Source organism: Rufibacter tibetensis, assembly GCF_001310085.1.
GTDB classification, from domain to species: domain Bacteria; phylum Bacteroidota; class Bacteroidia; order Cytophagales; family Hymenobacteraceae; genus Nibribacter; species Nibribacter tibetensis.
In genome coordinates this window covers 2,647,683-2,667,957 of the sequence record NZ_CP012643.1, presented here as the reverse complement: position 1 = coordinate 2,667,957, position 20,275 = coordinate 2,647,683, and the positions used below count along the sequence as shown (strand labels likewise).

Genomic DNA, 20,275 nt, shown 5'->3' with positions numbered 1-20,275 from the left:
TCCTCATTTCCGTTCTTCTGTTCTGGTGGTTTTATGCCTGTTTCTTTAAAACAAGGCATAAACGTGTCTATTCTACCAATGTATTACCTTTGTGAAACATTCAGGCCATTTAGGCCACTCTATTTCGTGTATGCGTAAATTAAGCATGGAAGAACTCCACCGAGATTCGGTGGAGGATTTCAAAAATAAGCAAAAAAATCCGTTGGTGTTGGTTCTGGACAACGTGCGTAGCCTGCATAATGTGGGTTCCGCCTTCAGAACCGCCGATGCGTTTGCGGTGGAGAAAATCTACCTGTGCGGCATTACCGGCACCCCTCCTAACAAAGAGATCCATAAAACTGCCTTGGGAGCCACTGAGTCAGTAGAGTGGTCCCATACGGCTACTACCTTAGAGGCAGTAGAAGGGTTGAAAAAACAGGGGTACCAGGTATGGGCGGTTGAACAAGCCGAAGGAAGCACTTTCCTGACCGATTTCAAACCTTTGCCTGATGGAAAATACGCCTTTGTGTTCGGAAATGAGGTATTTGGCGTAGAAGAAGATGTGATCAAGGCTGCCGACGGCGTGTTGGAGATTCCACAGTTCGGAACCAAACACTCCCTCAATATCTCGGTGACGGTTGGGGTGGTGATTTGGGATGTAGTAAGCAAGACACTTACCAATAATATTAAGCCTTAACTTCTTATTAAGACGTTTTAAGCCTGAATTAACAAAAAGACCATAAAAGGAAAGCCCCCTTTGAGAGCAGGCTTTCCTTTTATGGTAAAAAGGGTGGTTTTATTTTTTTCCTGCCTTTGCCACTTCCTGTACTATTGCTAAGAAGTTTCCTTCAGGCTGCGCTTTGAAAGCATAATATGCTTCAACTTGGCGGCTATTTAATACTTTAAACAACTCAGCTTCAAAATCGCTTTCAATTTCCTTTAAACGGATATTGCGCATTTCGGCATCATTGCCGTACATTTTAGTTACCTCGGCCGCCTTTGATAAACGATTCTGGTTTAATCCCTTTATGATGATATACTCACTTTCATTTAACCCAATGGCTTGCACCATAAGTCTGGTTACTGAACTACAAGTTTCCTCTAAGACTGGGTCAGAAGGACCGTTCTTAGCAACTACGTTAAGAACCAAAGCGAACACAAAGCAAAGGGTAAGCGAAAAGTTTTTCATGGTTGTTTTAATTGTTTGTCTTTTGTTGTTTGTCTTAAATGTAAAATCAAATGGGTGTCTCGCGCAGACACCAGAAATAGTCTATCTAAATACTTTAGATTCTTTGAAAGAAATCTTCTTTTAGCTTTTCGCGGCTCGCTTCTGCAACCGTTTTATTGCTACCGAATAAGCATATAGCGCTTCCTGATGTTCAGGATTGATTGAGAGATAGAGACTTAAATCTGCTACCGCCTCTTCTAATTTATTGCACTCCAACTTCATAATACCTCGGTTACACAATGCCGTTGGAAACTCTGGAGCCTCAGCTATCACCTCATCTAAATCACGAATTGCCCCTAAGTAATCATCTAGGTAGTATTTGGCAACCGCTCTTCCGTACAACGCCTCGGCAGAGGCATTAACCAAAAGGATCTTATCAAAATCCCTTATGGCCTCCTGGTAAGCACCTACTTCCAGAAAGGCATTTCCTCTACCAACATAGGCTTTGCAGCTTAATGCAGGCAACAAAACTATGGCAAGGGTATAATCCTTGATAGCGCCATAAAAGTCTCCAACCTCACTCCTGGCATCTGCCCGATTCATATAAGCCTGCCCATTAGCTGGCTCCTGCTTAATGACTTGAGAGATCTCCTTTATTCTTTTTTTTGAGGAAATTCCAGATAGGGGAATTCCCGGTAATGCATATACTTGAAAAGCAGTTACTAGTAAAGTCAGCAAGCATAACACAACTTTCAAGCGTTGCATTTTTTTTGTAAAATTTAAGATAAACTAAAAGGGATTCAAATTCACTAACAAGAGGCAGCCCCATTCCAGTGGATTCAAAAATTTCAATTGTGTAAAAGAATGTGACAAATATAGAGTAAACGCTAGATACCATGCAAGTTCTAATATTAAAAAAGGCCCCTTTATTGTCATAATTTTTCAAAAACGGCTCATATTCGCTAAAAACAGCATTTTCATCAGGAATAAATTTTAACCCATATTCCATATTTATTCAACTAAAAGGCCAAAACAACTTATTTTTTTTTTCGTAGCGACACGCAATAACACATTATTTCAGCTGTAAAGCCATAGCAAAGCCATATTTATAATTATATCAGTAAAAATCATCAACAACAGATAACATAGCAGTTAAATGCTATAATAATCTTGTTTTTTACCTAAAAGCGCCTTATGCTCTGAATTCAGCCATTTCACCTTCTCCATATAAATATCTGACAAAGCTGAAAAGTGGACTAATTAGGAATTTCGTCCAGCAAAAAAACTAGTTGAGGAATTAAAAGTTTGTGTGAAAGAAACAATCAGGTGGTGTAACTTAATTTCTTAGCCCTAAGAATTGTCTGGCTAAAGAATTTCTAACACAGAACAAAGCACACAAAAGCGCAATGAGAAGAACAGAAATTAAAGTGAACTACATAAATACATCAATCAAGTCAGATGGCAAATTTGGGATCACTTAGAACCTGAGAAAGCAGGAGACAGGATTGTTCTAGCAACATTGACTAATCAAATCAGCTTTGACATAGGAAAGCTTAAGGCAACTCCTTGTTGCTTTTTCCAAATTGCTTAACGACTAAAAAGCCGATGCCCTTTCTCCTAACAGGAAAGGGCATCGGCTTTTTCAATAAGGCCTTATGTTGTTGCGGCTACACGTAGCGCACCACTTGTTCAGGCAAAGCACGCCTCAACAAAGAACTTCGGGTCTTTTCCTGAACCTGCACTTTGGTGATCAGTGGCAGCACTTCTGGGTCACCAGTGGTGTAAGTAAGAATCAAATCAAAGACATGGTGTATTTCAATTCGATTAAAAGAACCGTCGCAAACAGGGAAGAGGACACCCATAGCAGCCTCTTCATTTTCAGGCATCAGGTTGTACCCGGAAAGAACCGACTCGATAATAGCCTTACTTTTTGCGGGCTTCGGTGTCTTCACAATGCTTTGGCCCATAATGAATTTACCATAAAGGAAGTGCAGGCACTGCGTCACCTTAACTGACCCAACATAAGAGAAGTAAAATAACACTTCATGCCCCACTACATCCTGGTCCTGGCGCACATGGAATTCTGGTTTACCCAGCAGGCGTTTTGCTTCTTTAATAGTTGCCCCAAAACAAAGACCCTTAAAGGTTACCTCCCGACTGGTATTGGTGCTCAACTGCTTAGGTTTTGTTAACACATTGCGCAAACCTGCAACGGTACGCACGTAATTCACCCCATCAAAATAATCCTTTTTCCCCAACCCAACTAAATCAAGTCTATTTTTAGACTTTCCCAACTTCAGTGTTTTCCAGATAGAGTTAAACATCACCAATATTTATTAAAAAGAATGCTTAAAACAACGCCAATACTTGATATATCTTAGATAAATTCAGTTTTTAAAAACCCATCAAAAGGCTTATCACTTTCACTTAACTTAAGCTATTTACCAAGATTTGGCGACACACCAAAGTATTTCTTAGAAGAATATAACAACTTCATCTATTCTCCTAAAATTAAGCTCAATCAACAAAGCAGCATTCAATTCGGCACCTGTAAGTTCCCACTTCAGCATTCTGCACTTTATTTATAAAACTCTTGCACTCCTACTCTAAAGTCAAATTTGTCCTTTTACTAACAATAGAGACTTCTTGAAATCAAAAAAAACAGCCCTGAAACAGAAGCGTTTTAGGGCTGTTAGTGATACCGAATTTTCTTACAAAAAGGCTTTTACCCAGCCCGGCGTTTCTCCTCCTCGGCACCACCAGTACGGCGACGCGATGGGGCTACCTGGCTTTTCCCAAACCGGTAAGTGAAACTCAAAGTGGCCACACGGGTGTCGCGGCGTTGATAGAACCTTTCAGAGTAACCAGTGAGGGCGGTAGTAGCACGTACCTTGTTTGAATAGAATACATCGGTTACGTTCAGCTTAAAGCTGGCTTTTCTGTCCAGGAATTGTTTCTGCACACCCATAGATAGGAACTTCATCGGCTGCACATCCAGAAAGCCATATACCTCCCGGGCCCGGTAAGAGCCAATCACCTCCGCCGACCAATCTTCGGGTAGCAGGAATGAGTTGTTGGAATTGATGTTGAAGGTAGGTCTACCATTGCGCAAGCTGGTTCTGGCCAGATTCCCCTGGTACAGACCGTAGTACATCTCAATGTTGTTGGTGCTGGTAAACCAGCGCTTCACGGTAATGGGGAGAGACACGCTTACGCCATAGTAATCTAACTGGGCAAGGTTCTGGTCCTGCTGCATGATGACTGGTTTACCGTCATTGGTGGTTTCCTCAATGGGGAACAGCACAGTAACCATGTTGTCGGTGGTGCGGCTGTAGCTTAGTTTGGTCACAATCTTCTGCCGGAAAGTGTGCGTGAACTCAAAAGAATAGGTGAGCTGCGGTTTCAGGAAAGGGTTTCCCTGCGTGTAGGTAGTAGGATCCAGAAAAAATTTGAACGGGTTCAGCTGGTTATAGGTAGGCCGGTCTATGCGGCGGCTCAGGGACAGCCCCACATCATGCTTTTCACTCACGTTATAGCCCACGTAGGCACTTGGGAACAGCTGGGTGTAGTTCCGGTCAAAGTTATCGCCGGTGATGAGTTGCTTTCAATCTGCGATGGTGTTCTCCAAGCGCAAGCCCAGTTGCAAACTCATCTTTGTCCATTTTTTGTTCAGGTTCAGATACGCTGCGTTGATGTTTTCTGAGTACAGGAAATGATTGCTCTGCCTTTCTATGTAATTGTTTCGGCCTTCAGTATGGTCAAAGAACTGCAGGTTATTGTCTGCTTTTACCAAACTGCTCTTTAAACCCGCCTCTAAGTTAGCTTCTACAGATTTCAAAGGTTGGGAGTAGTCTATTTTGGCGGAGTAGATGGCAAGACCTCCATCTAAGTCACCATACAGCACCGAGTCTGGACGGGCTTTGGGTAAGTCAAAGTATTCAGTGGTGAAGTTCTGCAGGTCTTTGGTGCTGAAGGCAGCATAATCCACATCGGCAGAGATTTCCCGACCAGTGGAGTCAATGGAGTGTTTCAGGTTGAGGTTTACTGCGTGATTATTCCGGTCAGAGTCAGTGAAACCGTCGGTGAAGAAAGAGTTTTCGTATTGAAGGCTGGCATCTAAGGTATTGGCTTTGTTGTTCACCGTGCGGTTAATGTCCACGAGGGCTCCGCTGGCCACAATACCCACAATGGTTTGCGGAGTAAAGCTGTAATCCAGGCCTACCCTGCCGTTGTGGTTGTTAATGATGTGCCCGAATATATTTTTCTGGTCATAAATGCCGATTAAGTTGCCAGGACTGGATTCACTTGCCTCGTTGGTATTCACCTGGTAGAATTGACGGTATAGATCTAGTTCGTTGATGTCGTTTCGGTGCACGTAGTTGTAGGAGCCAAACACGTTCAGCTTCTTGTTGCGGTGGTTCAGCTGCAGTCCTTGGTTCGCTTTAGGGAACATCCCCATCCCGAAGGAAGAAGACAGGGTACCATTGGTGCCCACGCGGTTGTCTTTCTTCAGACGGATGTCAATGATGCCGGCATTCCCAGCTGCTTCGTACTTCGCCGAAGGGTTTGTAATCAAATCAATCTTCGCCACAGAATTGGCACCAATGCCACGCAGCATGTTGGCTAACTCTGAGCCAGACATAGGTACCCGCTTTCCGTCTACCATCACCACCACACCTGCTTTCCCCCGCATACTGATGTTATCGTTCTGGTCTACGTTCACGCCGGGCGCTTTCTCCAGCACCTCCAGCACCGTACTTCCGGCTGCGGCAATACTGTTCTCCACATTCAGCACAGTTTTATCAAAGTGCTGCTCCACCAGTGGCTTTTGCGCCTCAATCTTCACTTCTTTCAATGCCACTGCCCGCTCTGCCAGTTTCACCTCCCCTACATTAGTGTTCTTCTGCAGCTGGATAGTACCCGAGGTATACATGGCGTAGTCATAGTGCATCACCATCAGTTTGTAATTGCCCGCCGGGATGTTGGTGAAGGAGAAGGAACCGTCCTGTCCGCTTACCTCCACTTTCACCAGCGCCTGGCTGGAATCCTTTACTAGTTGCAGGTTGGCGGCCAGCAAAGGTTCGCCCTTCGCGTCTTTGACTACCCCTTTCAGCTCATAGAAATTGTTTTCCTGTCCCCACACCAAAGGTGCCAGACAGAAAAGCCCAAAAGTTAAGAGTAGGGTAAGTTTCTTAGTGTACATATTTTTTGATAGTGTTTTTCAAAAAATGAGGCAAGAAGGCGATGAACTTTCTGCCGGAGGAGTCCTTAGCCACCAAGACATAGACAAGAGAAATGCCAACTATTTATATTATTGATAGTCAGTTAATTAATAACCAAACACCCCAACTTTACTGTTCAGGATCGAACAGTAATTATTCGATTTTGGACACTTTACATAAGTGCAGAAAGAGAAAGAGTTGGCTGCAGGAAGACTTCTTTTCCTCAAAATAACAGGCGGGAAACATGGGGAGCATGGCCTGTCTTTGCACAGTAATCTTCAGGAAAGTTTATGTGCGTACCATTCGTTGTTTTCCGGGGCATTTTCTTGAAAACAGCCCCTAAACGCGTTTCGGCAACTAGCGAAACAATCCTTACCTTTGGGCTTAGTCTTTAAAGAACAGATACAATGCTTCGTTCACACACCTGCGGCGAATTGCGCCTCGAGAATGTTGGTCAGGAAGTGACCCTGACCGGTTGGGTACAGAAATCACGCGACAAAGGCGGTATGCTTTGGGTTGACCTGCGCGACCGCTACGGCATCACGCAGCTGAGCCTGGAAGAAGGTGTTTCTGATCCGCAGGCGCTTACCCTAGCCCGCACCTTAGGTCGTGAGTTCGTGATCAAGGCCACCGGCACCGTGATTGAGCGCGTGTCTAAAAACGACAAAATCGCCACCGGCGACATCGAGATAAAAGTAACCACGCTGGAAATCCTGAACCCGGCCAAGTTGCCGCCTTTCCTGATTGAGGACGAGACTGACGGGGGCGATGATCTGCGTATGAAATACCGCTACCTGGACTTGCGCCGCTCGCCGGTCCGCAAGAGCCTGGAACTGCGTCACCGCATGGCCCAGCAAACCCGCTCGTACCTAGATGGCCAAGGATTTATTGAGGTAGAAACCCCAGTGCTCATCAAATCTACGCCCGAAGGTGCCCGCGACTTTGTGGTGCCAAGCCGCATGAACCCCGGTGAGTTCTATGCTTTGCCGCAGTCGCCGCAAACATTCAAGCAACTGTTAATGGTGTCTGGCTTTGACAAGTATTTCCAGATTGTGAAATGCTTCAGAGACGAAGACCTTCGTGCCGACCGTCAGCCGGAGTTTACCCAGATTGACTGCGAGCTTTCCTTTGTGACGCAGGAAGACATCCTGAACACGTTTGAAGGCTTAGTGAAGCACTTGTTCCGTACGGTGAAAGGTATTGAGCTGGCTGACTTCCCACGCATGACCTACGCTGATGCTATGCGTCTGTACGGCTCTGACAAACCAGACACCCGTTTCGGGATGCAGTTTGTGGAACTGAATGAGGTGGTGAAGAACAAAGGCTTTAAAGTATTTGACGATGCCGAGTTGGTAGTAGGTATCAACGCCAGCGGCAGTGCCCACTTTACCCGCAAGCAATTGGACGAACTCACCGATTTTGTAAAGCGTCCGCAGGTAGGCGCCACTGGTCTGGTGTACGCCCGCGTGCAAGAAGACGGCAGCGTGAAATCAAGCGTGGACAAATTTTACTCACCCGAAGATTTACAGCAATTAGCCCAAGCCTTCAACGCCCAGCCTAGCGACTTGCTGTTGGTATTAGCCGGCGGAGCCGATAGAACCCGCAAGGCCTTAAATGAGCTTCGTTTGGAGATGGGAACCCGCTTAGGCATGCGTGACAAAGACACGTTCTCCACCCTGTGGGTGCTGGACTTCCCGCTATTGGAGTGGGATGAAGAAAGCAACCGTTACCACGCCATGCACCACCCGTTCACCTCGCCCAAGCCTGAGGACATGGACCTGATTGACACCAATCCCGGTGCGGTGCGCGCCAATGCTTATGACATGGTCATTAACGGCGTGGAAGTAGGTGGAGGCTCTATCCGGATCCATGACCGGGCCGTGCAGTCCCGCATGTTTGACTTACTTGGCTTCACCACCGAGGAAGCGCAAGCGCAGTTCGGATTTTTGTTAGATGCCTTTGAGTACGGCGCGCCTCCGCACGGTGGTATAGCCTTCGGGTTTGACCGTCTGTGCTCTTTGTTTGGTGGCGCAGATTCTATCCGGGACTTTATTGCGTTCCCTAAAAACAACTCTGGCCGTGATGTCATGATTGACGCGCCCTCTTCTATCGCGCAAGCGCAGTTAGACGAGTTGCAGATTGATGTTCGGTTGAAGAAGTAAACACAAGCACGCTATAGCAAAACGGGTAAGGTCTGAGATCTTACCCGTTTTGTTTTAGGGCTATTTTAAAGAAAAGAAAGGTAAACCCAGAATTTGAATTAACTTTCCTTTACGACACTAACCACTATGAAAAATATACTCATCCTCCTTCTCTGCGCCCTGTTCTTCTCTGCCCACGGGCAAACAGTCAAAAAACGCACGCTTGAGGAGCTCATTGATGCAAAAGAACCTGGTTGGGATTTGTTGCTGAAATGGATAAAAGAGGCCAAAAACAAGGTGGATGTACTTCCTGCCACCCAAGCCACGGCCGAAGCGGCTTTGCTGCAGGCGCAGGTAACCACCCGCTCCCCCATGGGCGCGGTGGTGTATGAAACCGGAGGTATTCTGATTGACGATGGCTGGCTCAGGATTCTGGGCTCCGGCACGGCGCTGATGCCCCGCAGCTTGATGACCTGGAACAAAGGTAAATCTTACCAGAAGGACGGAGAACAACCCTCCTTTTTATTGATCGCTGATGATGTGTTAGGTGGTTTCTTCGCCATCAATGCCGGTGGACTAGGTCAGAAAGATTTAGGCAGAGTCTTCTATCTGTCTCCCGATGATCTTCAGTGGGAATCTACTCAATTGAGCTACTCTGATTTCCTGCAGTTCTGTTTCTCCGCTAACCTGGACGGTTTCTACGAAGGCTTACGCTGGAAAGGCTGGCGGGAGGAAGTAAAGATACTCTCCGGCGACCAAGCCTTTCACTGCTATCCATACCTCTGGACAACAGAAGGCAGCGACATCACTAAAGTAGTTCGAAAACCAGTGCCAGTGGAAGAACTTTGGCAGCATTATATGGGCCAGAAAAAGTAGGGACAAGGCATGCGCTGTCTTAGTCACGCTTCATAATTGGTCTTTCTCTATTGCGCAGGTTTACTCTGTGACTAGACATCCTGTTTAGAGCATACTTTCTCTAAAACTGGTCTAAAATGACATAAAGCAGAAGAGGCACCCTCGGGTGCCTCTTCTGCTTTATGGAAAGCTATCTGAATGCTTACAGCAAGTTGTTGAACAAGCTTGGTACTACGCCCATCAGCACGGTTAACACTACCAAAGAAATCAAGGTGAAAGTAGCCAAAGGATCAACCGCGATGCGCTCGCCTTCTGCGTCTCTCATGTACATGGCGATGATGACTCTGAAGTAGTAGTAGATACCTACCGCTGACATCAGCACAGCTACGATAATCAGCCAAATCATGTCTTGCTCCAAGGCAGCAGAGAACAGGAACAGTTTACCGAAGAAACCACCGGTTAACGGAATACCCGCCAAAGAAAGCATGGCAACTGTCATCACAAAGGCTAACAACGGATTGGTTTTGCCTAAACCATTGAAAGCAGTATAGTCATCTGATTTACGGGCATCGCCCACGTACTTCAGGATACCGAAAGCCGCGATGGTAGCGATAGCATACGCTAATGAGTAGAACAAAAGCGCATTTTCAGAGCGGTCATTGAAAGCGGTTAAGGCAATCATCAGGTAACCAGCGTGCGATATACTAGAATAGGCAAGCATCCGCTTCATACTGGTTTGCGCCACGGCCCCAATGTTCCCGATCAACAAAGTCAGCACAGTGATAGCCACTACAGTTGGGAACCACTCGGCGTAAACGCCTCCAAAGGCCGCGGACATCAGTTTGTAGAAAGCCGCGATACCGGCAGTCTTCACTACAGTAGACATGTAGCTGGTGAAAACAGTAGGTGTTCCTTCGTAAACGTCTGGCGTCCAGAAGTGGAAAGGGGCAGCTCCAATCTTAAAGGTAATACCAATTAACACTAGCAGTAAACCCATTAACAGCATAGGCGCAGTGCCTGGGTCCATTCGGGTGGCAGCAGCGGCAATGTCGGTTAGATAGAAAGCGCCGGTAGCACCGTATAACAAGGCAACCCCAAACAAGATAATACCGGTGAAGAACGAACCCATCAGGAAGTACTTCATGGAAGCTTCATTGGACAGGATGTTACGTTTATCAGAACCTGCAATGATGTACATACTGATGGACATGATCTCGATGCCCACAAACAAAATCAGCAGGTTTTCATAGGACACCATCATGATGCCGCCCACCAACGAAAAAAGCAGCAGTGAGTAGTATTCTGCCAGATTGGAGTTTTCGGCTACCACGTAGCTGCGGGAAAATGGCAGGATGAACAGCGTGGAAAGCACCATCACGGCGGTAAAGCCCACAGAGAAGTTGTCGGTGGCCAGCATGTTGCTGAAATAGCTTTGCGGCTGGTTCCAGTCAAGCAAGGTAACACCCAAGGCGACTGCTAAGAAAAGCAGCACCACAGGCATAAGCACCTTTTTAGATTTCATGAAGCCTACAAAGAGGTTCAGGATACCGAATATGGAAAGTAGAATAATTGAGGTCATGAGCAGGTAATTTCCTGGGTTAAAATAGCGTCAGGGTTAGCGTTTGATCACGTCCAATAGTTTCAGAACGGCAGGCTCAGAAATCATCAGGAACGTGTTTGGGTGCAAGCCAATCCAGAACACCATCACTACCAACGGCACCAACACGGCTTTCTCGTTGAAGGTCAAATCGGTGAATCCTTGGGTGATTTCGTTCTTTTCGCCAAACATCACGCGCTGGAACATGCGCAACATATACACGGCTCCCAGAATGATAGTGAGACCGGCAACAGCACCCATCCAGGCATTGTACTGGTACACCCCCATCAAGAGAAGGAACTCGCCCACGAACCCGTTAGTCAACGGCAAGGCTACAGTACCCAACAACAACACTAAGAACGTCACTGATAAGAACGGTGTATTCTGCGTGATACCACCCATGGCGGCAATCTCGCGGGTACCGGTACGGCTCTGGATGATGTCAATGATGAAGAACATTCCCACTACGTTCACGCCGTGGCTCAGCATCTGAATCATGGCTCCCTGTAAACCGTGGTGGTTCAAAGTGAACAAACCAGCGGCAATCAAGCCTACGTGCGAGATGGAGGAGAACGCTACCAAACGTTTCATATCCTGCTGACGGATTGCAATGATAGCACCGTAGATAATCCCGATAATGGCTAACACCAGCGCCACGTCTGCCCATTGGCTTACGCCCAACGGCACCACCGGTAATAACCAACGCAAGGCGCCGTAAATACCCATTTTCAACATGATACCAGACAAAAGCATGGTACCGGCGGCCGGAGCCGTGGTGTAGGTATCAGGCTGCCAGGTATGGAACGGAAACACCGGCATCTTAATGGCGAAAGCAATGAACAGGAACCAGAACAACCAGCTTTGGGTTCCGGCATCCAGCACTAATTGGTAGAAAGCAACTTCTTCAGAACTGTGCGTGCCCGGCGTCTGGAAATACAGATACACAAACGCAGCCAGCATGAACAAACTTCCGAAGACGGTATAGATAAAGAACTTGAACGTAACCCGTACCCGGTTCTCACCTCCCCAAATACCGGCAATGAAATAGATTGGAATCAGCGCTACCTCCCAAAAGAAATAGAAAACAAATGCATCTAAGGCGGTGAATACGCCCAGCAAACCTGTTTGCATGAACAGGATGAGCGCGTAAAAAGAAGAAGGCTTCTCGTAGGTGTGCTTGGCCGTAGACAGGATAATCAACGGAACCAGGAACACGGTTAACAATACCATGAGTAAGCTAATGCCGTCAATGCCTACTTTGAACATGATGCCGGCATTGGCAATCCAAGGCTCATTGAGTAGGAATTGGGTACTTCCGTTTGGAACGAAGTTAATCCAGGCCCATACGCCCAGCACCAGTTCCACCAAGGCAGCCCCAAAAGCAATCTTCCGGGCTCCAGGACCTTTTACCAACAGTACCAGCAGTGCGGCCAATGCGGGCCATAAGATTATTAAAGCGGTTAACATGTTTGGCAATATCAGTTAATAAAGTTCAGCAATAAGATTAACGCGATGCCCAGCACCATCAGGAGCAAGTAAGAACCGGTGGCTCCGCTTTGCACAAAGCGCAGCGAACGACCGCCGCCTAACGTGGCTTTCCCGAACCCGTTTACAATGGGATCAATGATACCTTTCTCCACGAAGCGGTACAGCCCGGTAGACAAGCCCATCACCGGCTTCACGAACAAGCCGTTGTAGAGTTCATCCACGTAGTATTTGTTGTACACCAGTTTGTGCAGCGGCGACAACGCAGCGCCTTCCTCAGCGGGAACCGTTCTTTTCTTCCCGTAGATGAAATAGGCCATGATAATAGCAACTACTGCCACCCCTACGGATACCGCCATCAGCATGTATTCGGTCTCGTGCGACAGGTGATGCGCTTCAAATGCGCTTGGTACGGCTCTTCTGGCCAGTTCATACACCGGCGACAGGAAGTTCCCCAACATGTGGTTTTCGCTGAATACCGCTGGCAAGCCCATGAATCCTCCAATGGTAGAAAGAATGGCTAGAATGATCAACGGAATGGTCATCACCGCAGGAGACTCGTGCAGGTGATGGCGTTGCTCCTCGGTGCCCCGGAAATTTCCGTAGAAAGCCAGGTACAGCAGACGGAACATGTAGAAAGCCGTCATAAACGATGTCAACACCCCGAAGCCCCACATCACTTTGCTGTGCACAAACACGTGCGCCAGCAACTCGTCTTTAGAGAAAAAGCCAGCAAACGGAGGAATACCAGAGATGGCCAGCGTTCCAATTAAGAAGGTAATAAACGTGATGGGTAAGGCTTTTTTCAAACCGCCCATTTTACGCAAGTCCTGTTCGCCGCTCATGGCGTGAATCACGCTACCCGCACCCAAGAACAAAAGAGCTTTAAAAAACGCGTGCGTTAATACGTGGAACAGCGAAGAAGAATACGCCATCACGCCCAACGCCAAAAACATATACCCTAATTGACTCACGGTTGAGTAAGCCAACACTTTCTTGATGTCATTTTGGAAAAGGCCGATGGTAGCCGCGAACAAAGCCGTAGCTAAACCAACAATGGCTACAATCTCTAAGGTATCTGGGGCCAGCGTGTAGAGCACGTTGGAACGGATCACCATGTAAATACCGGCTGTCACCATGGTAGCCGCGTGAATAAGGGCAGAAACCGGAGTTGGACCCGCCATCGCGTCTGGTAACCAAGTGTAGAGCGGCAACTGCGCCGATTTTCCCATCGCGCCTACAAACAGCAACAAGGTAATGGCAATCACTACGCCGTCGTTCACTTCGCTTAATTGGGAAGCCTGGTTGAACACTTCGCCGTACACCACGCTGCCGTAGGTTTGGAAAATAAGGAAGATACCCAACAAGAAGCCTAAGTCCCCGATGCGGTTGATGATGAAGGCTTTTTTAGCGGCGTTGTTATAAGGAGTGACCTTGTTCCAGAACCCGATGAGCAGGTACGAGCAAAGCCCCACGCCTTCCCAACCCACGAACATCATCACGTAGTTTGACCCCATTACCAACAGAAGCATGGAGAACACGAACAGGTTCAGGAAAGAGAAGAATTTACCGAAGTTCTCGTCATGGCTCATGTAGCCGGCCGAGTAGATGTGAATCACCGACCCCACGCCCGTTACCAACAGCAGCATAATGAGCGACAGTTGGTCAATCTGGAACGAGAACGGAATGCGCAGAGCACCCACGTGAATCCAGTTGAAGATGTCTGTGGTGTACGGACGGTTGCCGTAGCCTTCAAACCCGAAGAACAGGTACAGTGACAGCAGGAATGAACCGATTACGGTGGCACAACCCACCAGTCCCGCCAGCCCTTTCGGCAATTTCCGGTTACCCAAACCGTTAATCAGGAACCCGATTAGCGGCAGGAGCGGAATCAGCAAACACACCCAGGTCATCTCAGCGTTGTTTGCCGGCAAAATAAATTCTTGCATTTGTTAAAACGTAAATGGAACGGTATTCTTTAGAGATTCAGCAGAGCGGAAAACCGCTTTACCATTTCAGCTTGTTCAGGATGTTGATGTCTGTGGAGCGCACGTTCCGGTAAATCATCACAATAATGGCCAAACCAACGGCCACCTCGGCGGCAGCTACCGCCATGATAAAAAACACGAAAATCTGCCCGTTGGGGTCTGAGCGGTACGAAGAGAAAGCTGTCAGCAACAGGTTCACCGAATTGAGCATCAGTTCAATGCACATAAAGATGATGATGGCGTTGCGGCGGGTGAGAACCCCAATAATCCCGATACAGAAAAGAGCGGTGCTGAAATACAGGTAATAGTTCAGCGGGATGGTCCTTATGACCTCAGGAATATCATTCATGATAAATACGTTGGTGAAATAAGCGTTGGACGCGCTTGACAACAGTGCCCAAAGTTATTCCCATTTTTTGGTAAAACCATATGAAAAGCCACCCTCTACCGGGCAGTCTGTATTCTTCTTTTGGCGTTTCAGGGCTATTTTCAGGAAAAAGCCTCTGAAACGATTAACTTCTAGCCAGCAGGGCAATCCTACTTTCGGCCGGTTTTCAGGAAATCAGACCTGAAATAGCTTGCAGCCGTGGCAATAAAAAAGGACAACGTGGATAGCTGTCCTTTTTCAGCCTCTTAATAGAGACTTAGAATCTATTTTGCTCGCCCGGCTCGCGCTTGCCCAGCATCACCGCGCCGGCCATCGCCGCCAGGAACAACACCGATGCTAACTCAAACGGCAACAGGTAATCTCTGAAAAGCACTTTCCCCAGGTTCTCCACCATTCCAATCTGCGAATCAAACACAGCGGTAGCTTTCATTTGGGTGTCCACGTCTTTCAAAGCAGCAATCATCACCACGAACAGAATACCTCCGGCAATGGCCGCGGCAATCTTGCTCAGCAAAGGCTTGTGCTGCTCGGTGTCTTCGCGCATGTTCAGGAACATAATCACAAAGAGGAATAACACCATGATGGCGCCCATGTACACAATGAAGTTTACCGCCGCCAGAAACTGGGCATTCAAAAGAATGTAGTGTCCGGTTAAGGCGAAGAACGTCAAAATCATAAACAGAACGCTGTACACCGGGTTCTTGGAGGCAACTACCCCAATGGCCGCGAAAAGCGTTAAGAAAGTTAGAAAGTAAAAGAAATTACCCGTCATAGTTTTGGATGATATGCGCTTGTTATCGGCGGATTATTGGTTTTGAATAGGCATGGGCTCTACCAGACGGTCTTTGCCGTAGATGAACTCATCGCGCTCGTAGCGGGCCGGAGCCACTTTGTCGTTCTGCAGGAAGATGGCCGCTTTAGGGCAGGCTTCTTCACACAAACCGCAGAAAATGCAACGCAACATGTTGATTTCGTAGCTGATGGCATATTTCTCTTCGCGGTACAAATGCTCCTCGCCCCGCTTGCGCTCACCAGAAACCATGGTAATGGCCTCTGCCGGACAAGCCACCGCGCACAGACCACAGGCCGTGCAACGCTCTCTGCCCTTCTCGTCACGCTTTAACACGTGCAAACCACGCCACACCGCACTCATAGGGCGGGTTTCCTCTGGGTATTTAATCGTAGCTTTCTTCTTGAAGAAGTGACGCATGGTGATAGACAAGCCCTGGAAAATTGCCGGGAGATACATTCTCTCGGAAAAATTCATGGGTTTCTTCTCCAGCTTTTTCGCTCTATTACTAAGTGATTGCATGTCTCTTATAAACTTTAAATGATTGGAAGAGGAGCGTAAACTCCTCCTCTACTCATACTGTCTTTAGAACAACTCTGCTTTTAACAGAATAGCTCCGCCGGTCACGATCACGTTCAGGATAGACAACGGAATCAGGATTTTCCAGCCCAGGTTCATCAACTGGTCATAGCGGAAACGCGGCAAAGTCCACCGTACCCACATGAAGAAGAAGATGAAGAAGAAGATTTTAGCGAACAACACCACCGTTCCCAGGATAGTCACCACGTTGTGCGGCAAACCTAACTGGTTCATGAACGGGAAGTTGTACCCGCCAAAGTAAAGGGTTGCCATTACCGCCGAGGCTACGAAGATGTTCACGTACTCTGCGAACAGGTACAAGCCCATGCCCATAGAGCTATACTCGGTGTGGTAACCACCCACCAATTCCGTCTCACACTCAGGTAAGTCAAAAGGAACACGGTTGGTCTCTGCGAAAGCACAGATGATGAAAATCAGAAAGCCTACCGGCTGATAGAAGATGTTCCAGTTCAAACCAGATACGCCAAACAGCTCTTGTCCTTGCTGCGCAGCGATGTCACGCATGGAAAGCGTGCCTGTTACCAGCAACAACGCGATGATAGACATACCCATGGCCAGCTCGTAACTGATGTTTTGGGAAGCCGCCCGAATAGCACCTAATAAGGAGAACTTGTTGTTAGAAGCCCAGCCGCCAATCATAATGCCGTACACACCTAAGGCTACTACACCAAAGATGTACAGAATCCCGATGTTCACCTCAATGGCTTGCAAGTGGATGTACTCACCGCCAATGAGCAACGTTCCGCCAAACGGAATGACCGCACTGGACATACAGGCTGTTAACATAGCCAGCGAAGGACCAGCCACGAACAGGAACTTGTTTGCGTTAGCCGGTACAAACTCTTCTTTGAAGAACAGTTTCACTGCATCAGCCAACGGCTGAGCCAATCCAAACGGACCGGCACGGTTAGGGCCTACGCGGTCCTGGATGAACGCAGCCACTTTCCGCTCAGCGTAGGTGGAGTAAGTGGCAATCAGCAACGTAATACCGAAAACGGCAAAGATGATGAGCCCTTTGATCAATAATAATGATAGCTCCATTATACTTGTCTTCCTAGGTTAAAAGGAGTGGATTGTAAGTCTTCTTCAGTTGAGCCTGGCAAGTTCGGAATCACATTCACGTTCAGCACGGGTAACTCATAATGGTTCGCCGAGATTACTGACGTACGGGCAATCTTGCGCGGTCCTTCAATGGTCCAATCATTCGGGTCTTTCTTGTCAAAGCGGCACGTGTTGCAGATAAACTCCTGCACCTCGTTGTACTCGTCTTTGCGGGCCGTCACGCGCAACACATCATTACCACGCATCCAAAGCACTGTTTTACCAGAGCAAGTTGGGCAATCACGATGCGCATCTACTGGTTTCGTGAACCACACGCGGTTTTTGAAACGGAATGTCTTATCTGTCAAGGCGCCTACTGGGCACACATCAATGACGTTCCCAGAGAATTCATTATCAATGATGTTTTCAACGTAGGTTCCAATCTCGGCGGCATCACCACGGCCTAGCACGCCATGCACGCGCTTCTCGGTCAGCTGATCGGCAGTGTACACGCAGCGGTAGCACAGGATGCAACGCGTCATGTGCAGCTGCACCAACGGCCCGATGTCTATTTTGTCAAAGGTGCGGCGCTCTTCCTCGTAACGGGTGCCGGACGTGCCATGCTCGTAGGCGAAGTTCTGCAGGTCACACTCCCCAGCCTGGTCGCAGATAGGGCAATCCAGCGGGTGGTTGATTAAGAGCATCTCCACCACGCCTTTGCGAGCGGCCAATACATCTGGGTTGGTCGTGTTTTCCACCACCATGCCGTCTTGTACCGGCGTAATACAGCTCGCTACCAATTTAGGCATCGGGCGCGGGTCTTTCGCTGAACCGGCTGCCACCCGAACCATACAGGCACGGCATTTTCCGCCGGTTCCTTTTAAAGGGGTATAGTAGCACATGGCTGGGGGCACCACCTCGCCGCCGATTTTACGGGCTGCGTTGAGGATGGTAGTTCCTTCCTCTACCTCCACCTCTATGCCATCAAACGTTATTTTTACCATGTTAAATTTATCGTTGATTGTCGGGAGCTACTCGCGTAACCCCTCGGCAATGACATACTTATTTAAGAAGTTATTTCAGGCCTGCTTTCTCTAAAACAGACCTGAAACAATTATTTATGCTAATACAGATTCAGCTTTGTTGAACACCGCGCCCGGAGCCGTAGCTGCCTGCGGGTGTTTCACGTGCCATTCAAACTCCTCACGGAAGTGACGAACAGCCGCCGCAACTGGCCAGGCAGCCGCATCACCCAACGGACAGATGGTGTTTCCTTCTATCTGTTTGGCAACGCTTACCAATAGGTCGATGTCGTGCATGTGGCCGTGCCCGTGTTCAATGCGGTGCAATACCTTCTCCATCCAACCGGTTCCTTCACGACACGGACTGCACTGTCCGCATGACTCGTGGTGGTAGAAACGGGCTAAGGTCCAGGTATGGCGCACGATACAGGTCTGGTCATCCATCACGAAGAATCCGCCGGAACCTAACATGGTACCCGTGGCGAAACCTCCGTCAGAAAGCGACTCGTAGGTCATCAATCTATCTTCACCATTAGTGGTTTTCAAGATTAACTCCTTCGGCAGAATCGGAACGGAAGAACCTCCAGCAATGACCGCTTTCATGTCGCGGCCTTTCCAGATACCACCGCAGTATTCGTCTGAGTAGATGAATTCCTCCACGGGAACACCCAACTCAATCTCGTACACGCCTGGCTTGTTGATGTTACCACCAGCAGAAATCAATTTAGTACCGGCACTACGGCCAATCCCGAACTTCGCATACTCAGCAGCGGTGTTGGTGATAATCCAAGGCACAGTAGCAATAGACTCCACGTTGTTCACCACAGTTGGGCAGCCGTAAAGGCCCCACACCGCCGGAAACGGAGGCTTATTACGTGGGTTCCCGCGTTTGCCTTCCAGAGATTCCAGTAACGCAGTTTCCTCGCCGCAGATGTACGCACCTCCGCCTGGATGCACGTGCAAGTCCAGGGAATAACCGCTTCCTAAGATGTTCTCGCCCAGGAAACCGTTCGCGTAGGCTTCGGCAATGGCTTTTTCTAGGATGCGCAGCACATACAATAACTCACCGCGGATGTAGATGTAAGAGGTACGGGCACCCAGCGCGTAGCTGGAGGTAATCATCCCCTCAATCAACAGGTGCGGCAGTTTCTCCATCAAATACCGGTCTTTGAAAGTACCCGGCTCTGATTCGTCGGCGTTGCATACTAAGTAACGGGGTTTGCCTTCTGGCTTGGCCAAAAAGCTCCACTTCATCCCGGTAGGGAATCCGGCACCACCCCGGCCTCTTAAGCCCGACGCTTTCACTTCTTCCACCACTTCCTCTGGGGACATGGTTTTCAAAGCTTTCTCAACAGAAGCGTAGCCGCCGTGCTTGCGATAGACGTCAAAGGTGTGAATGCCTTCAACGTTGATATGTTCAGTTAATAATTTTCTTCCCATGGTTTCCTTACGGTTAAGGCTTTCAGGTCTTCCAGCATCTGGTCTGCGCGAGCAGGGTCCAGGTCTTCGTAGAATTGCTCACGCACTTGCAGCATCGGTCCGGTGCCGCAGGATGCCAAACATTCTACTGTTTTTAGGGTGAAGTTACCGTCAGCAGAGGTCTCCCCTACTTTGCAGCCCAGACGGTTCTCCAGGTGCTCAATTAGTTGGTCAGAGCCACGCAGCATGCAAGGACCCGTGCGGCAAACTTCCAGCACGTGCTTGCCTACCGGCTTCAGGTTGAACATGGTGTAAAAGGTAGCTACCTCGTACACTTCAATTGGCTGTATATTTAATATTTCGGCCACTTTATCCATTGCCTCGGGGCTTACCCAACCGCCAAACTCCGCTTGCGCGATGTGCAGGATAGGCAAAATAGCTGATTTTTGACGTTCAGCAGGGTAATGAGATAAGTAGCGCCGGATTTCGGCCATGGCCCCTTCCGAAAACTGTACTTGTGGTTTCTCTACTGTTTGATCCATTTGGTCAATGGCAGGTATAAAAGCTGCGTTTTAGGCAG

The 20,275-nt window shown here is 48.2% G+C and carries 16 protein-coding genes and 1 pseudogene; 3 read left to right on the top strand and 14 right to left on the bottom strand.

The features are described 5' to 3' along the window. Positions 1-130: 130 nt before the first annotated feature. On the top strand, positions 131-676 hold the full coding sequence (locus DC20_RS10785) for an RNA methyltransferase (RefSeq protein WP_062543839.1): 546 nt from the start codon (positions 131-133) through the stop codon (positions 674-676). A 99-nt stretch (positions 677-775) separates the two neighbouring features. On the opposite strand, the gene DC20_RS10780 is transcribed toward DC20_RS10785, so the two are convergent. From DC20_RS10780 to DC20_RS23400, 4 genes and pseudogenes are all read right to left on the bottom strand, one after another. Continuing rightward, the gene (locus DC20_RS10780; RefSeq protein WP_157593129.1) at positions 776-1,051 is read right to left on the bottom strand and encodes a hypothetical protein; all 276 of its coding nucleotides are present in this window, start codon (positions 1,049-1,051) and stop codon (positions 776-778) included. A 237-nt stretch (positions 1,052-1,288) separates the two neighbouring features. After that, positions 1,289-1,912, bottom strand: coding sequence for a tetratricopeptide repeat protein (locus DC20_RS10775; RefSeq protein ID WP_071885437.1), 624 nt, complete (start codon positions 1,910-1,912; stop codon positions 1,289-1,291). 902 nt (positions 1,913-2,814) lie between these two features. Further along, on the bottom strand, positions 2,815-3,441 hold the full coding sequence (locus DC20_RS10765) for a hypothetical protein (RefSeq protein ID WP_157593128.1): 627 nt from the start codon (positions 3,439-3,441) through the stop codon (positions 2,815-2,817). Positions 3,442-3,872: 431 nt separating this feature from the next. After that, a pseudogene (locus DC20_RS23400) lies at positions 3,873-6,350 on the bottom strand (TonB-dependent receptor domain-containing protein). Between the two features lie 426 nt (positions 6,351-6,776). On the opposite strand from DC20_RS23400, the gene aspS reads away from it, so the two are divergent. Both aspS and DC20_RS10745 read left to right on the top strand, forming a co-directional pair. Then, positions 6,777-8,531: an aspartate--tRNA ligase gene (aspS, locus tag DC20_RS10750; protein WP_062543832.1), complete on the top strand. Its 1,755-nt coding sequence runs from the start codon at positions 6,777-6,779 to the stop codon at positions 8,529-8,531. A gap of 126 nt (positions 8,532-8,657) precedes the next feature. Next, positions 8,658-9,386, top strand: coding sequence for a DUF2625 domain-containing protein (locus DC20_RS10745; protein WP_083470299.1), 729 nt, complete (start codon positions 8,658-8,660; stop codon positions 9,384-9,386). A 181-nt stretch (positions 9,387-9,567) separates the two neighbouring features. Here DC20_RS10745 and DC20_RS10740 read toward each other — a convergent pair whose 3' ends face one another. The 10 genes from DC20_RS10740 to DC20_RS10690 all read right to left on the bottom strand — a co-directional run bounded on the left by DC20_RS10740 (position 9,568) and on the right by DC20_RS10690 (position 20,237). Then, positions 9,568-10,944, bottom strand: a complete 1,377-nt coding sequence (locus DC20_RS10740) for an NADH-quinone oxidoreductase subunit N (protein WP_062543831.1) — start codon at positions 10,942-10,944, stop codon at positions 9,568-9,570. A 36-nt stretch (positions 10,945-10,980) separates the two neighbouring features. Further along, on the bottom strand, positions 10,981-12,429 hold the full coding sequence (locus DC20_RS10735; protein ID WP_062543830.1) for a complex I subunit 4 family protein: 1,449 nt from the start codon (positions 12,427-12,429) through the stop codon (positions 10,981-10,983). An 11-nt stretch (positions 12,430-12,440) separates the two neighbouring features. After that, on the bottom strand, positions 12,441-14,396 hold the full coding sequence (gene nuoL, locus DC20_RS10730; RefSeq protein ID WP_083470298.1) for an NADH-quinone oxidoreductase subunit L: 1,956 nt from the start codon (positions 14,394-14,396) through the stop codon (positions 12,441-12,443). Between the two features lie 58 nt (positions 14,397-14,454). Further along, positions 14,455-14,784 carry an NADH-quinone oxidoreductase subunit NuoK gene (nuoK, locus tag DC20_RS10725; protein ID WP_062543829.1) on the bottom strand — a complete coding sequence of 110 codons (330 nt, stop codon included), beginning with the start codon at positions 14,782-14,784 and terminating at the stop codon, positions 14,455-14,457. 295 nt (positions 14,785-15,079) lie between these two features. Further along, the gene (locus DC20_RS10715; protein WP_062543827.1) at positions 15,080-15,595 is read right to left on the bottom strand and encodes an NADH-quinone oxidoreductase subunit J family protein; all 516 of its coding nucleotides are present in this window, start codon (positions 15,593-15,595) and stop codon (positions 15,080-15,082) included. 33 nt (positions 15,596-15,628) lie between these two features. After that, positions 15,629-16,090 carry a NuoI/complex I 23 kDa subunit family protein gene (locus tag DC20_RS10710; RefSeq protein WP_218918701.1) on the bottom strand — a complete coding sequence of 154 codons (462 nt, stop codon included), beginning with the start codon at positions 16,088-16,090 and terminating at the stop codon, positions 15,629-15,631. 108 nt (positions 16,091-16,198) lie between these two features. After that, positions 16,199-17,254 carry an NADH-quinone oxidoreductase subunit NuoH gene (nuoH, locus tag DC20_RS10705; RefSeq protein ID WP_062543825.1) on the bottom strand — a complete coding sequence of 352 codons (1,056 nt, stop codon included), beginning with the start codon at positions 17,252-17,254 and terminating at the stop codon, positions 16,199-16,201. After that, complete coding sequence (locus tag DC20_RS10700; protein WP_062543824.1) at positions 17,254-18,258, bottom strand: 2Fe-2S iron-sulfur cluster-binding protein; 1,005 nt, start codon at positions 18,256-18,258, stop codon at positions 17,254-17,256. Before DC20_RS10700 ends, nuoH begins: the two co-directional genes overlap by 1 nt. A gap of 114 nt (positions 18,259-18,372) precedes the next feature. Beyond that, positions 18,373-19,716, bottom strand: a complete 1,344-nt coding sequence (gene nuoF / locus DC20_RS10695) for an NADH-quinone oxidoreductase subunit NuoF (protein ID WP_062543823.1) — start codon at positions 19,714-19,716, stop codon at positions 18,373-18,375. After that, positions 19,698-20,237, bottom strand: coding sequence for an NADH-quinone oxidoreductase subunit NuoE family protein (locus DC20_RS10690; protein ID WP_062543822.1), 540 nt, complete (start codon positions 20,235-20,237; stop codon positions 19,698-19,700). Before DC20_RS10690 ends, nuoF begins: the two co-directional genes overlap by 19 nt. Positions 20,238-20,275: the final 38 nt, after the last annotated feature.